The following is a 16,394-nucleotide window of genomic DNA, read 5'->3' on the forward strand; positions in this document are numbered from 1 at the left end:
CATGCTCTCTAGGGTGCTGCAAAAAGGTACGGCAATTAACGCTGGATCTCGCGATCACGGTCCAATTGGTAGGGCAGGTCGAGCAGGCGCAAGCCAGGGCCTTCCAAGGTGCCCAAGCGCACGTCGCCATTGTCGGCAGCTTCGGCTTGCAGCACGGCGAGAAGTTCAATCGACTGGTCCGCTTTTGCCGCGATGACGACTTCGCCGATCGCGCTGTTGTGGCTGGGTGAAAACAATGGCGTGCCTGGCTCGGGTAGATCGACCGCCTCCAGGCTCAGGCGATACAGGCGCCGCTTGAGTTTGCCCAGGTACTGCATGCGCGCGACGATTTCCTGGCCGGTGTAGCAGCCTTTCTTGAAGCTCACGCCACCCACGGCCTGCAGGTTGAGCATTTGTGGGATGAACAGCTCGCGAGTCTGCGGCATCACTTGGCCAATACCGGCACGGATCTGGCCGAGCAGCCAGGCATTCAAGTCAGCCTGTGGCAGCTGCGCGGCCAGTTGGCTGCGCACGGCGTCGGCTTGCTCTACGGGTACCCAGAGTTCGGCACGGTTAGGGGAGACGCGTATGGCGATGAGCGAATCGGTGCGTACTACGCTGTCGGTCTCGGCCGGCAGTGCCAGGCCAAGGGCGGCCAGGGGAGCGTCTGCGTTTGCCAGGCCGAAGCGCGCCCAGGCGGCGCTTTCGTCGGTGAGCTTGGATTTGGAGAACACCGCGTATTTCTTCAGGTCCGCCAGCTGTGGTTCGAGCAGCTCGGTGGCCATGGCCATCAGCACGCCGTCGCCTTGCAACAGGATGCGAAAGCTGGACTGCATACGGCCTTTTTGCGTACAGCGCGCGCCCAGGCTGGCCTGGGTGTCACTCAGGTAATTGAGGTTGCAGGTCAGTTGTCCCTGCAGGAACTTGGCAGCATCGGAGCCACGGACGGCAAGCACGCCTTCGTGGGTCAGTGAACAGAAAAACGCAGAGTCAGCCATGGGTCATCGCACATCAAAAAGTCATGGGTGCATCATAGAGGGGCGCCCGGCAAATGGATAGTTTCCGTATGGGCGACCAAAGCCGAGTGTCCCGGTGTCGCCGGGGCTGTATACTGGCGCTCTATTTGAGGAGGGCTCCATGGTCGAAGATGTAGAAATCAATCGTCTCTTCTGGCACAGCCGTCGTGGCATGCTTGAGCTGGATGTGTTGTTGGTGCCGTTCACCAAAGAGGTGTACGCGACGCTCGATAAAGTCGATCGCGATCTCTACGTCAGGCTGCTTGAGTGCGAAGACCAGGATATGTTCGGCTGGTTCATGGAGCGCTCCGAATCTGAAGATCCGGAACTGCAGCGCATGGTTCGCAAGATTCTGGACCGTGTCCAGCCCAAGTAATCGCTTCGAATGCCGCTGGCAGGCTTCACGCCTGTTGCTGGCGGCGTATCTGCTTGCCCAGCTGATGGCGCTGGGCAGCTTGCTGGTGCTGAACCTGCCTTATTCAAGCCTTGGCATCCTGCTATGCCTGGCTCACTGCACCTGGGTGCTGCCGCGCCATATCCTGCTCACTCACCGTTCATCGATTCGTGGCCTGCGCCGTGACGACGATGGCTGGCAGTTATGGAGTGCCGCGCACGGTTGGCACGCGGTGCAATTGCGTCCCGACAGCCTCGCGTTGCCGCTGATCGTTGTGTTGCGCTACCGAGTGCAGGGTGAGCGGCGAGTGCGTTCGATCTGTGTGCCGCAGGACGCACAGGCTGCCGATGTACATCGGCGCCTGCGGGTACGTCTGAAGTTCAGCCGCCGTAGGTGGTTGGCACCAGGATAGTGTCGCGGGCTTCGGGCAGCATCTGCGGGTAGTCGAGGGTGTAATGCAGGCCCCGGCTTTCCTTGCGCTCCATGGCCGAGCGAATCATCAGCTCTGCCACTTGGGCCAGGTTGCGCAATTCGATCAGGTCACGGCTGACCTTGTAGTTGCTGTAGAACTCGTCAATTTCATCCAGCAGCAAGCGCACCCGGTGCTGGGCGCGTTGCAGGCGCTTGTTGGTGCGCACGATCCCCACGTAGTCCCACATGAAGCGCCGCAGCTCGTCCCAGTTGTGGGCGATGATCACGTCCTCGTCCGAATCGGTCACCTGGCTGGCATCCCAGCGGGGCAGGGCGGCCGGTACCGGGATGCGGGGCAGTTGTTCAAGGATGTCGGCTGCGGCTGAGCGTGCATACACAAAACACTCGAGCAGTGAATTGCTGGCCATGCGGTTGGCGCCGTGCAGGCCGGTGAAACTGGTTTCGCCGATGGCGTACAGGCCGGGCACATCGGTGCGGCCATGCTGGTCGACCATTACGCCACCGCAGGTGTAGTGCGCAGCGGGTACCACCGGGATCGGGCCTTTGGTGATGTCGATATTGAAGGTCAGGCAACGTTCATAGACTGTCGGGAAGTGGGTCTTGATGAAGGCTTCGGGCTTGTGGCTGATGTCCAGGTATACGCAGTCGATACCCAGGCGCTTCATTTCATGGTCGATGGCGCGCGCGACAATATCGCGCGGCGCCAGCTCGGCGCGAGGGTCGAAGCGTTGCATGAAGCGTTCGCCATTGGGCAACTTCAGGTGTGCGCCTTCGCCACGCAGGGCTTCGGTGATCAGGAAACTCTTGGCCTGGGGGTGATACAGGCAGGTGGGGTGGAACTGGTTGAATTCCAGGTTGGCCACCCGGCATCCCGAGCGCCAGGCCATGGCAATGCCGTCGCCACAGGCGCCGTCGGGGTTGCTGGTATAGAGGTAGACCTTGGCCGCGCCGCCCGAGGCAAGAATAGTGAAGCGTGCGCCGTAGGTATCGACTTCGCCGCTGGCACGGTTGAGTACGTAAGCGCCGAGGCAGCGTTCGCCCGCCAGGCCCAGGCGTTTTTCGGTGATCAGGTCGACGGCGACGCGTTGTTCAAGCAATTGGATATTGGGACGCTGGCGAGCCTGCTCGAGCAGCGTCTTGAAAATGGCCGCGCCGGTGGCGTCGGCGGCATGGATGATTCGCCGATGACTGTGGCCGCCTTCGCGGGTCAGGTGGAACTCAAAGCCCCCGTCGTCGCTGCCGGCATGTTCATCGCGGGTGAACGGCACGCCCTGGTCGATCAGCCATTGGATGGCTTCCCGGCTGTGCTCGACGGTGAAGCGCACCGCCTCTTCATGGCACAGGCCGCCGCCGGCATTGAGGGTATCCTCAACATGGGATTGCACCGTGTCGGTGTCATCCAGCACCGCGGCGACGCCGCCTTGGGCCCAGAATGTCGAGCCGTTGGCCAGGTCGCCTTTGCTCAAGACCGCAATACGCAGGTGGCTGGGCAGGGTCAGCGCAAGGCTCAAGCCGGCCGCGCCGCTGCCGATTACCAGGACATCGTGTTGGAACTGTTGGCTCATTGAATGGATTCCGCAAAAAGCGATCCGAAGGAGCGGCGCAAACAGGACGCCTGGATCGGCGAATCAAAGGGTCACACGGGCCACTAGTATATAGAGGGGGGGAGCGGCACAATAGCCACGCACACGTGGCATTGTGAGATTATGCTGCGCAGCTTTGGGAAATGGCCGGTTGGCGAGGCGGGAACTTTTTGCATGGGTTCCGACTCAATAGCAGGTTGCCCGAAAGCTGGGAAGACGTTGAGTTTATTGGCCCGTCGGGAGCATTGGACGCGTCACGAAACCGGCGACAAGATTATTCGCGCAGCCGGCGCCGCCCGGGCTGCGTTTTTCGTGTGTGCCAAATCAGTGCATGCCGGAAACTTGCTTGAAGGGGGAGAACTTTTGCGAAAAGCCCGAGTCTATGTTTGCAAGCCTGATCGTTTAGTTATGCAAGCCTCCTTCGAGTACAACGAGGAGTGTTCATGCTAACCCAGGAAGAGGATCAGCAGCTGGTCGAGCGCGTACAACGCGGCGACAAGCGAGCATTTGATCTGCTAGTGCTGAAATACCAGCACAAAATTCTCGGGTTGATCGTGCGGTTTGTGCACGACACCCATGAAGCGCAGGACGTTGCACAGGAAGCCTTTATCAAGGCGTACCGTGCACTGGGAAATTTCCGCGGTGATAGTGCGTTTTATACGTGGCTCTACCGCATCGCCATTAACACGGCGAAGAACTATCTGGTGTCTCGCGGCCGCCGCCCACCAGACAGTGATGTCAGCTCAGAAGATGCAGAATTTTACGATGGTGATCACGGCCTCAAAGATCTCGAGTCGCCGGAGCGTGCATTGCTGCGCGACGAGATCGAAGGCACCGTCCATCGCACAATTCAGCAACTGCCAGAAGATTTGCGTACGGCGTTAACTTTACGTGAATTTGATGGTCTGAGTTACGAAGACATTGCGAGCGTCATGCAATGTCCGGTGGGGACTGTAAGGTCACGGATTTTCCGGGCCCGGGAAGCCATCGACAAAGCCTTGCAACCTTTGTTGCAGGAAAACTAAAGACAGCGGCGACAGCCAAGAGAGGAACCGCCATGAGTCGTGATGCCCTGCAGGAATCGCTGTCCGCAGTGATGGATAACGAAGCGGATGAACTGGAACTTCGTCGGGTGCTCAATGCATTTGATGATGCCGAAACCCGTGATACCTGGTCTCGTTACCAAGTCGCTCGGGCGGTGATGCACAAGGATCTTCTAATCCCTCGTCTGGATATTGCTGCGGCCGTTTCTGCTGCGCTTGCTGATGAAGCCGTTCCGGCAAAAGCTGCACGGGGTCCATGGCGTAGCCTGGGTCGCCTGGCAGTAGCTGCTTCGGTCACCGTCGCTGTGCTCGCTGGTGTTCGCCTGTACAACCAGGACGAGATTGCTGGCAACGAGTTGGCCCAACAGACTCAGCAACCGGTCATGGCCGGTCCGCAAGTCAAAGGTCCGGCTGTACTGGCAGGCTACAAGGAAAGCTCCGATACCACCGGCCCTATGGCTAACGGTGTGCTTCAAGGGCAATCCGGTTGGCAGGACCAGCGTCTTCCAGGCTACCTGCGTCAACATGCGCAGGAATCGGCTTCGAAAGGCACTGAAAGTGCTCTGCCATACGCTCGCGCAGCAAGCCAGGAAAACCGCTGATCCGCTAAGGAGCCCTATGCGCGCCATACCGCTCCTTACGCTTTGGCTCAGTAGTTGGTTTGCACTATCCGCCCATGCCGATGAAGCCCAAGACTGGCTGACTCGACTTGGGCGTGCAGAGCAGCAGCAAAGCTTTGAAGGCACGTTTGTCTACGAACGCAATGGCAGTTTTTCTACCCATGACATCTGGCATCGCGTCCAGGATGGCCATGTACGTGAGCGCTTGTTGCAGCTTGATGGCGCTGCCCAGGAAGCCCTCAGGGTAGACGGTCGCACTCAGTGTGTCAGCGGTGTGCTGGTTGCTGGCTTGGCGAACTCTTCTGATGCACCTTTGCGTGCACTCGATCCACAAAAACTCACTCAATTCTACGAATTGGCCGTTATCGGCAAATCCCGCGTGGCCGGTCGTAATGCGGTGATCGTGTCGATCAGCCCGCGTGATCAATATCGCTATGGTTTTGAATTGCACCTGGATCGTGAAACCGCGCTGCCGCTCAAATCCTTGCTGCTCAATGATCAGGGGCAGTTATTGGAGCGCTTTCAGTATACGCGCCTGGATACCCGCGCCGTTCCGTCCGACCAAGACTTGCAGCCTGGCCGCGAGTGTTCGCCTGTCGCTGTAGCCTCCTCTAAAACCTCCGACATGCCGGCTCCCCAGGTGTGGCATCTGGATTGGCTGCCGCCTGGCTTCCAACAGATCAGTGCTGTCACGCGCAAAGATACCCAGACCAAATCCACCGTCGATAGCCTGATGTATGACGATGGGCTCGCGCGTTTTTCCGTGTTTCTGGAGTCAGCAAAAGGTGCTGATGTGAATGAAACTCGTGCTCAGCTTGGGCCAACCGTAGCCGTATCCCGACGTTTGAATACGGTGGAAGGTGAAATGATGGTGACGGTGGTGGGCGAAATCCCTATCGGCACTGCTGAGCGTATCGCCTTATCGGTGCGTAGTGGAAAGGCTGCTGCCAAGCCATGAAATTGTTAATCCTGCGTTCATGCTGATCTTTCAATCTGTGCCCATCTTTGGTTGGGTGCTGAGTGTATGAAATCTCTGGATCAGCATTTTCACTTGCAAAAACTCCCTATGTTTTTTATAGGTCAGGGTTTGATGGCCCTGGCCTTGTTTTGTTCGCGGGACAAAAGTGCCGGTCGCAGTCTCCGGCATTTATTGAACCCTGTCGCTTAACCCTGCTCGTCGTAACGGGAGCTGTATGTCGATACCACGTTTGAAGTCTTACCTATCCATAGTCGCCACGGTGCTGGTGCTGGGTCAGGCCTTGCCTGCGCAAGCAGTCGAACTGCCTGACTTCACCCAATTGGTGGAGCAGGCCTCGCCTGCGGTGGTGAACATCAGTACCACGCAAAAACTGCCGGATCGCAAAGTATCGAACCAGCAGATGCCGGATCTGGAAGGCTTGCCGCCCATGCTGCGCGAGTTCTTCGAGCGCGGCATGCCGCAACCACGCGCCCCTCGTGGCGGCGGAGGTCAGCGCGAAGCCCAGTCGCTGGGTTCCGGCTTCATCATCTCGCCCGATGGCTATATCCTCACCAACAATCACGTGATTGCCGATGCCGACGAAATTCTCGTACGCCTGGCTGATCGCAGTGAACTCAAGGCCAAGCTGATCGGTACCGACCCACGCTCCGACGTGGCGCTGCTGAAAATCGATGGCAAGGACTTGCCTGTCCTCAAGCTCGGTAAATCCCAGGACTTGAAAGCCGGCCAATGGGTGGTAGCCATCGGTTCACCGTTCGGCTTCGACCATACGGTAACCCAGGGCATTGTCAGTGCCATCGGTCGCAGCCTGCCGAATGAAAACTATGTACCGTTCATCCAGACCGACGTGCCGATCAACCCGGGCAATTCCGGTGGTCCGTTATTCAACCTGGCTGGCGAAGTCGTGGGGATCAACTCGCAGATCTACACGCGCTCCGGTGGTTTCATGGGCGTTTCCTTTGCGATCCCGATCGACGTGGCCATGGACGTATCCAACCAGTTGAAGAGCGGTGGCAAGGTCAGCCGGGGTTGGTTGGGTGTGGTCATCCAGGAAGTGAACAAAGATCTGGCTGAGTCCTTCGGCCTCGACAAGCCGGCCGGTGCGCTGGTTGCACAGATTCAGGACAATGGCCCTGCAGCCAAGGGCGGCCTGAAAGTCGGCGACGTGATCCTGAGCATGAATGGCCAGCCGATTGTCATGTCGGCCGACCTGCCTCATCTGGTCGGCGCGCTCAAGGCCGGCGGCAAAGCCAAGCTGGAAGTGATCCGTGACGGCAAGCGCCAGAACGTTGAGCTGACCGTCGGCGCCATCCCGGAAGAAGGTGCGACCCTGGATGCCCTGGGCAATGCCAAGCCAGGTGCCGAGCGCAGCAGCAACCGCTTGGGTATTGCCGTGGTTGAGCTGACCGCCGAGCAGAAGAAAACCTTCGACCTGCAGAGCGGTGTCGTCATTAAGGAAGTCCAGGACGGCCCGGCCGCCTTGATCGGCCTGCAGCCTGGCGACGTCATCACCCATCTGAACAACCAGGCGATCGACTCCACCAAGGAATTCACCGACATCGCCAAGGCGTTGCCGAAGAATCGTTCGGTGTCGATGCGCGTCCTGCGTCAAGGTCGAGCCAGCTTCATCACCTTCAAGCTGGCGGAGTAATCTACTAGCCCACAAAAAAGCCCCGCTGTCGGTTAACGACAGCGGGGCTTTTTTGTGGCCGATGGGTTTAGCTCATCATGCCTTTGACCAAGCGCTCCTGTTCGATCAGCTCACGCTGACGGGCATCGATGCGCGAGGACAGTGGGAAATTATTGCCAGCGCGGCGCTTGGCAAAGTCCAACTGCTGGATGGCTTGCTGGAAATCACCCACCAGGGCGAAGTATTCGGCACGAGCCTGGTGCAGGCCGATGATGTTGCCGGACAAGCCGCGGGTCTCGGCGACCTGATACCACACGTCCGGATCGTCCGGGCGGGACTTGAGCAGCCCGTCCAATGCTTTCTCCGCATCGGCGGTGCGGTTCTGCTTAAGCAACAAGTCCACTCGCACCTGATTCAGCGGGTAGTTGCTGGGATACTGGGAGAGCATGCGGTCGGTACGTTGCTGTGCGTCCGGCATGCGGTTGCTGGTGATGTCCAGCTCGATCTGCGCCAGGTTGTAGGTGATATCGTTGGGCGCCTTGGCCAGCAGCGGTGCCAGGCTCTCCCGTGCTTCCTTGAGTTGGGTGCCCTTGATCTGTGCGATGGCCAGGCCGTATCGCGCCACATCGTTCTTGGGGTTCTCGTCCAGCTGGGCCTGGAAGCGCTTGGCGGCAAGACCTGGCGTGTCTTCGTACTTCAATTGCACCCGTGCGCGAATCAACTGATAGCGCAGGCTGTCTTCCTTGCCGCCGGGTTTGGCCTGCTCGGCGCGGTTGCGGGTATCGGCGATTCGCGATTCAGTCACCGGGTGAGTCAGCAGGAACTCCGGTGGCTTGGCGTCGAAGCGGTATTGGCGCATCAGGCGTTCGAACATGGTGGGCATGGAGCGCGGGTCGTAGCCGGCTTTCTCCAGGTTGAGGATGCCGATACGGTCGGCCTCCTGTTCGTTCTGCCGGGAGAATCGGCGTTGTTCCTGGATCGCTGCGGCTTGTGAGCCGGCAATCGCGGCGATACCCGCGTCGCCTGCACCCGCGGCGGCGGCGATGATACCGCCGAGCAGGGCGGCCATCATCGGCAGCTGCATGCGTGACTGCGCTTCCACGCCCCGGGCGAAGTGGCGCTGGGACAAGTGTGCCAGTTCGTGGGCCAGTACCGATGCGTATTCACCTTCGGTCTGGGCATTGAGGAACAAGCCGCCGTTGACTCCGACGATCCCGCCAGGTGCCGCAAAGGCATTGAGCTGCGGGCTGTTGATCAGGATGAATTCCAGGCGCCGGTCGTTGACCTGGCTGGTCTCTACCAGCTTGTACACGCTGGTTTCGACGTAATCCTTGAGTTGTGGGTCATTGAGCTGAGACACCTGGCCGCGCAGGTAGGCCAGCCAGGCGCGGCCCAGTTGGTATTCCTGTTGGGGCGAGACAATGGCAGAACTGGCGTCGCCAAGTGACGGCAGCTCGTCAGCGAAGGCCGGGGAGGCCAGCAGGCAGGCCAGCGTCAGCAGGGTAGGGCGCAAAAAAGTCATGCACAAAGCCTTTCGACAAAGAGCTTACTGTAGCCGGACACTGAGCTTGGGACCAGATATTCTAAGCAACCCAAATGTTTGCCTGGAGTAACACCATGACCGACGCTGCAGCCTTTGACGCCGAACTCGATGCCAGCGGCCTCAACTGCCCGCTGCCTCTGCTCAAGGCCAAGCTGGAACTCAATCGTTTGGCTAGCGGGGCCGTGCTTAAGGTGATCGCCACCGATGCAGGTTCCCAACGCGATTTTCGCACCTTTGCCAAACTGGCGGGCCATACGCTGGTTCGGGAAGAAGAAGTAGCTGGCGTTTACCGCTATTGGCTGCGCAAGGCCTGAAGGCTTGCAAGCGCGAGATCAGGCCTTGTTCAGCGCCTGCGCCGCGGCCAGCACCGCATCCACATGCCCCGGTACTTTCACGCCCCGCCATTCCTGACGCAGCACACCTTCGCTGTCGATCAGGAATGTGCTGCGATCCACGCCCAGGTATTCCTTGCCGTACAGCTTCTTCAGCTTGATCACATCGAATAGCTGGCAAACCGCCTCGTCTTTATCGCTGATCAGCTCGAAGGGGAATTCCTGCTTGCCCTTGAAGTTCTCGTGGGACTTCACGCTGTCACGCGACACACCAAACACCTCGGTGTTGGCGGCCTTGAACGCTGCGTACTGGTCACGAAAACCCTGGCCTTCAGTGGTGCAGCCTGGGGTGCTGTCCTTCGGGTAGAAGTAGATCACCACTTGCTTGCCCTTGAGGGCCGCGAGGCTGAAAGTCTGGCCACTGGTGGCTTGGGCCTCGAAATCGGCCACGGGTTTGTCGATGGCTACCGGCATGGGTGTTTCCTTACATTGGGTTCTGTGGGCGCCATGGCTCGATCAAGGCGTCGAGGTTCAGGGCATCGGCGAAGTCCAGGAACTGGTCGCGCAACCAGCTGATCTGCACGCCGGCCGGCAGGGTCACGGTGAACGTAGCGTTGAGCATGGTGCCGCCGGTCTGTGGCGCCTGGTAGGTATCGCAGGTCAGGTTTTCCAGCTCGACGTTGTGGTCGATGAAGAACTGGCACAACTCGTTGACGATGTCCGAACGGTAGGCCGAGCTGACGTACGCTACATAAGGCAGGGCCTGCGGGCGGTTTTCCAAGGCGGCGCTGCGCACCACGTTGACAGTGAAGTCGTGTTTCTTGGCCAGGCCCGGCAGGCCGGTTTCCAGGCGCGCCAAGGCGTCCCAGGAGCCGGAGATCTGCAAGACCAGCGCACTGCACTCGCCGTGGCGGGTCAGGCGCGAGGTCACGACGGCGCAGCGGTTTTCATGGCTGGCGCGGCACAGGACGTTGGTCAGCTCCATGGGGTTGGCGCCGAGGGCACTGATAACAAGGAATTGTTCGCGAACTGTGGGGGTGGACATGCAGCCTTCCTAAAGCGATGAGCGGTCGATACCGTGTGGGCCGTATCGATCAAAGGATGAAGGGTAGCGAAAACCGTCGCCAAGGGCTAGGAGGTGGCGTTTTCATTGTGTGATCGGTCGGCTTGCGGCAGTGCTTTGGCCCAATGATGGCATTGCCCGACGTTTAGTTGGTCCAGAACGCATCCTCACGCGGTACTTCGCTTGTACAAGCATCTTGGCGCCAGTACCATTACGGCTCTCTTTTTCCGGCAGGAGCGGTTGCATGATTGCGGGCAGTATGGTGGCACTGGTCACACCCATGGATGCACAAGGTCGTCTCGACTGGGACAGCCTGGGCAAACTGGTGGACTTCCACCTGCAAGAGGGCACCAACGCCATTGTGGCGGTCGGCACCACAGGTGAATCGGCCACTCTCGATGTGGAAGAGCACATCCAGGTGATCGAATTCGTCGTCAAGCGCGTTGCGGGCCGCATTGCCGTGATCGCCGGTACGGGCGCCAACTCGACGCGTGAAGCGATCGAGCTGACCAAAAACGCCAAGAAGGCCGGCGCCGACGCTTGCCTGCTGGTAACCCCGTACTACAACAAGCCGACCCAGGAAGGCTTGTACCAGCACTTCAAAGCCATCGCCGAAGCCGTCCAGATCCCGCAGATCCTCTATAACGTACCGGGTCGCACCGCGTGCGACATGAAGGCCGAGACCGTAATCCGCCTGTCCACCGTGCCGAACATCATCGGCATCAAGGAAGCCACCGGCGACCTGCAGCGCGCCAAGGACATCCTGGCCGGCGTGAGCAGCGACTTCCTGGTGTATTCCGGTGACGACGCCACCGCTGTCGAGCTGATCCTGCTGGGCGGCAAGGGCAACATCTCCGTGACCGCCAACGTGGCCCCGCGCGCCATGAGCGACATGTGCGCCGCCGCCATTGCGGGCGATGCAGCCACCGCTCGCGCGATCCACGAGAAGTTGATGCCGCTTAACAAGACACTGTTTATCGAATCCAATCCTATTCCCGTGAAATGGGCGCTGACTGAGATGGGCCTGATGCCGGACGGTATCCGTCTGCCGCTCACCCGCCTCAGCGAAGCCTGTCACGAACCGCTGCGACAGGCCCTGCGCCAGTCCGGCGTCCTGGTTTAATTGAGGAAGCACTACGCATGAAGCGATTGGCCGGACTTTCCGCACTTGCCTTGATTATCTCCAGCACCAGTGGCTGCGGTTGGGTATGGGGCCCGGAAGGCTACTTCCGTGACCGTGGCAGCGATTACCTGGAAGCGCAAGCAACCAAACCGATGCAACTGCCGCCTGATGTCAATGTCGCCAAGCGCCTTGACCCGTTGCTGCCGATTCCACGCAACGTCGCCGACGACACCGTCAAGGGCGAATACGTGGTGCCGCGTCCACAGCCGATTACCGCAGTGGCGGATGCCAGCGACTATAGCCTGCAGAAAAGCGGCGACAACCGCTGGATCGTGGCCCAGCGCCCACCCGCCGAAGTCTGGCCGGTTGCGGTGCAGTTCTTCCAGGACAACGGTTTTAGCATCGACCAGCAACGCCCGCAGACCGGTGAGTTCACCACGGCATGGCAGCAAGGTCGTGAGTTGTCCGCGAACATGGCTCAGCGCTTGCTGGCCGGCGGTGTAGCCGCCGACAGCGAAGCCCGTGTGCGTGTGCGCATCGAGCCGGGTGTGCAGCGTAATACCAGTGAGGTCTATGTGGTCAGCGCCGAGCGTCCCGCCGGCAGCACTGCCAACGTTGATTTCACGCCTCGTTCGGTCAATACCGGCGTCGATGCCGCGCTGGTCGACGAGATGCTGGCCAGCATGAGCCGTATCTCCGAGAAGGGCGGTTCCGTTTCTCTGCTCGCCGCCCGTGATTACGACACCCCTAGCCGTGTCAGCCTCACCGAAGACGGCAGCGGTAACGTGGTGCTCAACCTGGGTGAAGACCTCGATCGTGCCTGGGCCAGTGTCGGCCGTGCATTGGAGCAGGGCCCTTGGCGCGTTGAAGACATCAACCGCAGCCTGGGCCTTTACTACATCAACGTGGCTGAAAAGGCCGAGAAGAAAGACGACGAGCCAGGTTTCTTCGGCAAATTGTTCGGCAGCGCGCCGACCAAGGAAGAGGTCGAAACCCGCGCCGAGCGCTACCAGGTTCGTTTGAGCAAGGTTGGCGAGAGCGTGCAGGTCACTGTAGAGAAGAACATCAACACCGTGGCGCCAGCTGAAACAGCGCGCAAAGTGTTGGGCGTGATTCAAGACAACCTGGGCTGATCCGGTGCGTTTTGCCGTTCTCGGCAGCGGTAGCCAAGGAAACGGTACGCTGGTCGCCCATGACGACACGTATGTGCTGGTCGATTGTGGTTTCTCCCTGCGGGAAACCGAGCGGCGCCTGCTGCGCCTGGGGGTTCACCCCACGCAGCTGAGCGCAATTGTGGTGACCCACGAACATGCCGACCATGTGCATGGCGTGGGTTTGCTGTCTCGGCGCTACAATCTTCCGGTGTACTTGAGTCGTGGCACGTTGCGCGGGATGCGCAAACCCGTTGAACCCGCAGGCTTCCTGGCTGGTGGCGAGCAACTGCAAATCGGAGCGCTGAGCATCGATGTCATTGCAGTCGCTCACGATGCACAAGAGCCGACGCAGTATGTATTCAGTGGCGGTCAGCGGCGTTTCGGCGTGCTGACCGACCTGGGTTCCTACTGCGCCAAGGTGCTGGACGGTTACCGGGACCTCGATGCCTTGATGATCGAATCCAATCACTGCCGAGACCTGCTGGCGCGCGGTCATTACCCCTACTTCCTCAAGCAACGGGTGGGCGGCGAGCTGGGACATCTGAACAACCACCAGGCGGCGTACCTGGTGTATGAGTTGGGCTGGCAAGACCTGCAACACCTGGTCCTGGCCCATCTGAGCAGCAAGAACAACCTGCCGACGCTTGCCCGGCAATGCTTTGTCGACACCCTTGGGTGCGACCCGGACTGGCTGCAACTGGCCGATCAAGATTCAGGGCTCGACTGGCGACACATCGCCTAGCCCACCTTACTCAAAGCGGAGCCCATCATGGAAAAACGTGAAGAACTCTACCGCGGCAAAGCCAAGTCGGTGTACAAGACCGACGACGCCAACCGCCTGATCCTGCTGTTTCGCAACGACACCTCGGCGTTCGACGGCAAGCGCATCGAACAGCTTGATCGCAAAGGCATGGTGAACAACAAGTTCAACGCCTTCATCATGCAGAAACTCGAAGCGGCCGGTATCCCGACCCAATTCGACAAACTGCTGGGCGACAACGAGTGCCTGGTCAAGAAGCTGGATATGATCCCGGTGGAATGCGTCGTGCGTAACTACGCCGCCGGCAGCCTGGTCAAGCGCCTGGGTGTGGAAGAGGGCCTCAAGCTCAACCCTTACACGTTCGAGCTGTTCCTGAAGGACGACGCCAAGGGCGACCCGTTCATCAACGAATCCCACGTCGTGGCCTTCGGCTGGGGCACCGCTGAACAACTGGCGCGCATGAAGGAGTTGTCCCTCAAGGTCAACGAGGTGCTGAGCAAACTGTTCGACGACGCCGGCCTGTTGCTGGTGGACTTCAAGCTCGAATTCGGCGTGTTCCACGATGGCTCCATCGTCCTGGGCGACGAATTCAGCCCCGACGGCTGCCGCCTGTGGGACAAGGACACCAAGAAGAAGATGGACAAAGACCGCTTCCGCCAGGGCCTCGGTGATGTGATCGAAGCCTACGAAGAAGTCGCCAAGCGCCTCGGCGTACCGCTGTAATCGACGCAAGCATCTGATAGCACGGAAAAAAATCACCTTTGGGGTTTGCTTCCGTGAAACACACTGTTATGATGCGCGCCGTTGGAGAGATGCCAGAGTGGCCGAATGGGACGGATTCGAAATCCGTTGTACCTTCACCGGTACCTAGGGTTCGAATCCCTATCTCTCCGCCATATTCAGAAAACCCCTGTAATTCAATGAGTTACGGGGGTTTTTCTTTTTGGGTTGTACTACTCGTGTGTACTACTCAATCTTCCCGCTGGCTGCCCTAAGTGCTGAGTTATTTTCTCCAGTACGGATTGGGGGGCCACAAAACTGATCTTCCCTCCCTCAAGCTTGACCTCAGTCTGAGCAAGCTCTGTCTCGTCAAGGAAGCCTGCAAGCTTCTCTCGTGTGAGCTGCACAACGCCAGCGTTGAGGTCAAAATTTCCGCTTCGACGGATAGGCATTGTTCCTGTACTCCCCAGTGAATGAGCTTTCAATGTAGCAGTGTTTTCTGTGCTATTCGGGCAACTGATGGCGGTTTGCAATGCTTGCGGATAACCTCAAGAAATTACACATGGACGATAGTCGTTAAGGGGGCGTTATGAGGCGAGGTGAGGGTAATTGGCATGAGACCATGGAGGATGCGGTGGAGTCGGTAGTGAATGAGATCAACGACATCAAGAGATTTCAGCAGGACTGCGAGCGTGACAAAAATATCGCGATGATGATGCAGATGGCTGAAAAGCACATGACGCAGTCAACCAGCTACACAAACCTCATTTTGGTTGCTGGGTACGCTGGATATTTTGCGTTTTGGTCGACACTGGTGACCAAGCTTCCAAGCTGGCTGTACGCACTGAGCGGCCTGCTTGCTCTGCTGTCCCTCCTGCTTTTCATCTCTTGGGAAGTGACCAAGATGACTTGGGGCACAGTACATCTGAACCGTATCAATAAGATGATTATCAAGACGGTACGCGGGCCAAATGTCCTGCAAATCATCGATGCGGCTTCGTCCTTGCACAATGTCAGGATCAATAAGCTTTGGCTGTGGTTCTTGGTGCCTACTCTCATATTTGGGATAGGGGCCGGGCTGCTGCTGTTGGGATATTTCGCTGTTGAGGTATGGAAGAGCGTTCACTGACTCTCGCCATGCCTCAGTCCTAAAGGCTTCGAACGTGTGGCAAATTGATACCCATCAACCAAAACTACGGATGAGTTATGGCAATCCCTAACGAAGTGCTTCAGCAAGTGCGTGACAACCCAACTGAAGGGGGCATCAGCGTCTGCCGTTTCGCGTTGAAAACAGCGGATTCGGACAGAAATTACGATGGCCGTTGGAGTGAGGAAGATCATGGCGTCTTGATGGAGGCCGCTGCGATTGTTCTGCATCTAGAGGAGCAATCTCTGATTTCGCACCTCGTTGCGACGCCTGATGTAGATAGCGGCATGGAGTATGTATGCGGCAACCTGCGGAAGTTTTTGCAGGATGTACAACACGAACTGATTGGGCAAACCTCCGCCAGCAAGCTTGATAGCTTGAAGAAGCAATTCGCCGTTACATTGACGAATGGATTTGGATACGAGTTCACCGATGGTGACTTGAAGCGTATCCAGCAACTGATAAATGAGTTGCGTGAGATGGTGAGTGCAAACACCGAGTTGGATGAAGGCCACAAGCAACGCATGCTCAAGCGCCTTGAGAAGATGCAATCGGAGTTACACAAGAAAATGTCCGACATCAGTCGCTTCTACGAATTGATGGGGGATGCTGGTGTGGCTCTAGGCAAGCTGGGCGAGGGCGCCAAGCCATTTGTGGATAGGATCAAAGAGATAGTCGATATTGGGTGGAAGTCGCAGGCTCGTGCAGAGCAGTTGCAATCAGATACCGAGAATCCAATGATCGGACATGAGCCAGAGTCAAAGCTTTTAGACTGATGCACGCCAATGATCCTGTCATAGCCCCGATAACGTCGTGTCACCACACACCAAAAGAATGATCATGAAGGTATGGATTGGGGCGATTGCTCTGTTGGTT

The 16,394-nt window shown here is 58.6% G+C and carries 18 protein-coding genes and 1 tRNA gene; 14 read left to right on the forward strand and 5 right to left on the reverse strand.

Going from position 1 to position 16,394, the window contains the following annotated elements; genetic code table 11:
* Nucleotides 1–35: 35 nt before the first annotated feature.
* Complete coding sequence (locus QYQ93_RS08130) at nt 36–977, reverse strand: YgfZ/GcvT domain-containing protein (protein WP_043046385.1); 942 nt, start codon at nt 975–977, stop codon at nt 36–38.
* Between the two features lie 139 nt (nt 978–1,116).
* On the opposite strand from QYQ93_RS08130, the gene QYQ93_RS08135 reads away from it, so the two are divergent.
* The gene (locus tag QYQ93_RS08135; protein ID WP_043046387.1) at nt 1,117–1,371 is read left to right on the forward strand and encodes a succinate dehydrogenase assembly factor 2; all 255 of its coding nucleotides are present in this window, start codon (nt 1,117–1,119) and stop codon (nt 1,369–1,371) included.
* On the forward strand, nt 1,355–1,801 hold the full coding sequence (locus tag QYQ93_RS08140; protein WP_043046388.1) for a protein YgfX: 447 nt from the start codon (nt 1,355–1,357) through the stop codon (nt 1,799–1,801). The genes QYQ93_RS08135 and QYQ93_RS08140 overlap by 17 nt, the downstream gene beginning before the upstream one ends.
* On the opposite strand, the gene nadB is transcribed toward QYQ93_RS08140, so the two are convergent.
* Nucleotides 1,770–3,386, reverse strand: a complete 1,617-nt coding sequence (gene nadB / locus QYQ93_RS08145) for an L-aspartate oxidase (RefSeq protein ID WP_043046390.1) — start codon at nt 3,384–3,386, stop codon at nt 1,770–1,772. The two genes, QYQ93_RS08140 and nadB, sit on opposite strands and share 32 nt — an antisense overlap.
* A gap of 461 nt (nt 3,387–3,847) precedes the next feature.
* Here nadB and rpoE point away from each other — a divergent pair, with 461 nt between their 5' ends.
* The 4 genes from rpoE (at nt 3,848) to QYQ93_RS08165 (ending at nt 7,697) form a co-directional block, all read left to right on the forward strand.
* Nucleotides 3,848–4,429, forward strand: coding sequence for an RNA polymerase sigma factor RpoE (gene rpoE / locus QYQ93_RS08150; protein ID WP_003172477.1), 582 nt, complete (start codon nt 3,848–3,850; stop codon nt 4,427–4,429).
* Nucleotides 4,430–4,461: 32 nt separating this feature from the next.
* Nucleotides 4,462–5,049: a sigma-E factor negative regulatory protein gene (locus QYQ93_RS08155; RefSeq protein ID WP_043046391.1), complete on the forward strand. Its 588-nt coding sequence runs from the start codon at nt 4,462–4,464 to the stop codon at nt 5,047–5,049.
* 16 nt (nt 5,050–5,065) lie between these two features.
* Nucleotides 5,066–6,025 (forward strand): MucB/RseB C-terminal domain-containing protein, encoded by a 960-nt coding sequence (locus QYQ93_RS08160; RefSeq protein ID WP_338476685.1) that lies wholly within the window; start codon nt 5,066–5,068, stop codon nt 6,023–6,025.
* 235 nt (nt 6,026–6,260) lie between these two features.
* Nucleotides 6,261–7,697, forward strand: a complete 1,437-nt coding sequence (locus QYQ93_RS08165) for a DegQ family serine endoprotease (protein WP_043046394.1) — start codon at nt 6,261–6,263, stop codon at nt 7,695–7,697.
* Between the two features lie 67 nt (nt 7,698–7,764).
* Here QYQ93_RS08165 and QYQ93_RS08170 read toward each other — a convergent pair whose 3' ends face one another.
* Entirely contained in the window at nt 7,765–9,198 is a 1,434-nt protein-coding gene (locus QYQ93_RS08170; protein WP_043046396.1) for a M48 family metalloprotease, read from the reverse strand.
* A 95-nt stretch (nt 9,199–9,293) separates the two neighbouring features.
* Between QYQ93_RS08170 and QYQ93_RS08175 the strand changes: the two genes are divergently transcribed.
* The gene (locus QYQ93_RS08175) at nt 9,294–9,533 is read left to right on the forward strand and encodes a sulfurtransferase TusA family protein (RefSeq protein ID WP_338476686.1); all 240 of its coding nucleotides are present in this window, start codon (nt 9,294–9,296) and stop codon (nt 9,531–9,533) included.
* 18 nt (nt 9,534–9,551) lie between these two features.
* On the opposite strand, the gene QYQ93_RS08180 is transcribed toward QYQ93_RS08175, so the two are convergent.
* Nucleotides 9,552–10,025: a peroxiredoxin gene (locus tag QYQ93_RS08180; RefSeq protein WP_043046400.1), complete on the reverse strand. Its 474-nt coding sequence runs from the start codon at nt 10,023–10,025 to the stop codon at nt 9,552–9,554.
* Between the two features lie 10 nt (nt 10,026–10,035).
* Nucleotides 10,036–10,596, reverse strand: a complete 561-nt coding sequence (locus QYQ93_RS08185; protein WP_003189463.1) for a glycine cleavage system protein R — start codon at nt 10,594–10,596, stop codon at nt 10,036–10,038.
* Between the two features lie 262 nt (nt 10,597–10,858).
* Here QYQ93_RS08185 and dapA point away from each other — a divergent pair, with 262 nt between their 5' ends.
* The 7 genes from dapA (at nt 10,859) to QYQ93_RS08220 (ending at nt 16,294) form a co-directional block, all read left to right on the forward strand.
* Entirely contained in the window at nt 10,859–11,737 is an 879-nt protein-coding gene (gene dapA, locus QYQ93_RS08190) for a 4-hydroxy-tetrahydrodipicolinate synthase (protein WP_043046403.1), read from the forward strand.
* Nucleotides 11,738–11,754: 17 nt separating this feature from the next.
* Nucleotides 11,755–12,870: an outer membrane protein assembly factor BamC gene (gene bamC / locus QYQ93_RS08195; RefSeq protein WP_338476687.1), complete on the forward strand. Its 1,116-nt coding sequence runs from the start codon at nt 11,755–11,757 to the stop codon at nt 12,868–12,870.
* A 4-nt stretch (nt 12,871–12,874) separates the two neighbouring features.
* Entirely contained in the window at nt 12,875–13,633 is a 759-nt protein-coding gene (locus tag QYQ93_RS08200) for an MBL fold metallo-hydrolase (RefSeq protein WP_124376864.1), read from the forward strand.
* Between the two features lie 27 nt (nt 13,634–13,660).
* The gene (purC, locus tag QYQ93_RS08205; RefSeq protein WP_338476688.1) at nt 13,661–14,374 is read left to right on the forward strand and encodes a phosphoribosylaminoimidazolesuccinocarboxamide synthase; all 714 of its coding nucleotides are present in this window, start codon (nt 13,661–13,663) and stop codon (nt 14,372–14,374) included.
* Between the two features lie 83 nt (nt 14,375–14,457).
* Nucleotides 14,458–14,547, forward strand: a tRNA-Ser gene (locus tag QYQ93_RS08210).
* A gap of 470 nt (nt 14,548–15,017) precedes the next feature.
* Nucleotides 15,018–15,500, forward strand: coding sequence for a hypothetical protein (locus tag QYQ93_RS08215; RefSeq protein ID WP_338476689.1), 483 nt, complete (start codon nt 15,018–15,020; stop codon nt 15,498–15,500).
* A gap of 77 nt (nt 15,501–15,577) precedes the next feature.
* Nucleotides 15,578–16,294 (forward strand): hypothetical protein, encoded by a 717-nt coding sequence (locus QYQ93_RS08220; protein ID WP_338476691.1) that lies wholly within the window; start codon nt 15,578–15,580, stop codon nt 16,292–16,294.
* The last annotated feature ends 100 nt before the right edge of the window (nt 16,295–16,394 follow it).

This window comes from Pseudomonas khavaziana (genome assembly GCF_036704165.1).
GTDB classification, from domain to species: Bacteria; Pseudomonadota; Gammaproteobacteria; order Pseudomonadales; family Pseudomonadaceae; genus Aquipseudomonas; species Aquipseudomonas khavaziana.

Bases quoted from the DNA above. Each gene is read 5' to 3' on its own strand.
- QYQ93_RS08130 (WP_043046385.1), bottom strand. From the start codon at position 977: ATGGCTGACTCTGCGTTTTTCTGTTCACTGACCCACGAAGGCGTGCTT.
- QYQ93_RS08135 (WP_043046387.1), top strand. From the start codon at position 1,117: ATGGTCGAAGATGTAGAAATCAATCGTCTCTTCTGGCACAGCCGTCGT.
- nadB (WP_043046390.1), bottom strand. From the start codon at position 3,386: ATGAGCCAACAGTTCCAACACGATGTCCTGGTAATCGGCAGCGGCGCG.
- rpoE (WP_003172477.1), top strand. From the start codon at position 3,848: ATGCTAACCCAGGAAGAGGATCAGCAGCTGGTCGAGCGCGTACAACGC.
- QYQ93_RS08155 (WP_043046391.1), top strand. From the start codon at position 4,462: ATGAGTCGTGATGCCCTGCAGGAATCGCTGTCCGCAGTGATGGATAAC.
- QYQ93_RS08160 (WP_338476685.1), top strand. From the start codon at position 5,066: ATGCGCGCCATACCGCTCCTTACGCTTTGGCTCAGTAGTTGGTTTGCA.
- QYQ93_RS08165 (WP_043046394.1), top strand. From the start codon at position 6,261: ATGTCGATACCACGTTTGAAGTCTTACCTATCCATAGTCGCCACGGTG.
- QYQ93_RS08170 (WP_043046396.1), bottom strand. From the start codon at position 9,198: ATGACTTTTTTGCGCCCTACCCTGCTGACGCTGGCCTGCCTGCTGGCC.
- QYQ93_RS08175 (WP_338476686.1), top strand. From the start codon at position 9,294: ATGACCGACGCTGCAGCCTTTGACGCCGAACTCGATGCCAGCGGCCTC.
- QYQ93_RS08180 (WP_043046400.1), bottom strand. From the start codon at position 10,025: ATGCCGGTAGCCATCGACAAACCCGTGGCCGATTTCGAGGCCCAAGCC.
- QYQ93_RS08185 (WP_003189463.1), bottom strand. From the start codon at position 10,596: ATGTCCACCCCCACAGTTCGCGAACAATTCCTTGTTATCAGTGCCCTC.
- dapA (WP_043046403.1), top strand. From the start codon at position 10,859: ATGATTGCGGGCAGTATGGTGGCACTGGTCACACCCATGGATGCACAA.
- bamC (WP_338476687.1), top strand. From the start codon at position 11,755: ATGAAGCGATTGGCCGGACTTTCCGCACTTGCCTTGATTATCTCCAGC.
- purC (WP_338476688.1), top strand. From the start codon at position 13,661: ATGGAAAAACGTGAAGAACTCTACCGCGGCAAAGCCAAGTCGGTGTAC.
- QYQ93_RS08220 (WP_338476691.1), top strand. From the start codon at position 15,578: ATGGCAATCCCTAACGAAGTGCTTCAGCAAGTGCGTGACAACCCAACT.